Consider the following 338-nt stretch of genomic DNA (forward strand, 5'->3'; position numbering starts at 1 on the left):
ATCAATCGGCACATTACACTTCGTTCATGATGCCCTACGAAAACACAACATCGTCAAACGGCACATTACGCTCCCTACGGCACGATAACGTCACATGTCGGGTGTACCTGTTCAATCATGCCTTTCAATGTCTGCTTGGCGTGGTCGTCACCATGTACCAAGTGCACTTTTCCGGGTCGCACTCGCATGCCTTTTATAAAATTCAACAAATCCCGTTGCCCCGCGTGGGCGGAATAGCCGCTGATTTGTTGTACCTTGGCATGAATGGGGTAACGCTCGCCATCGAACATCACATAGCCATTGGTTTTATCGTGATAACGCAAAATATCCCGTCCTGG

The 338-nt window shown here is 49.1% G+C and carries 1 protein-coding gene; it reads right to left on the reverse strand.

The window, feature by feature from the left end; all coding sequences use genetic code 11:
- Positions 1–74: 74 nt before the first annotated feature.
- On the reverse strand, positions 75–338 hold a 264-nt coding region (locus DK187_RS21020), incomplete at its 5' end, for an MBL fold metallo-hydrolase RNA specificity domain-containing protein (RefSeq protein WP_275426777.1).

The sequence above is a fragment of the Marinomonas arctica genome (genome assembly GCF_003259225.1).
GTDB classification, from domain to species: Bacteria; Pseudomonadota; Gammaproteobacteria; order Pseudomonadales; family Marinomonadaceae; genus Marinomonas; species Marinomonas arctica.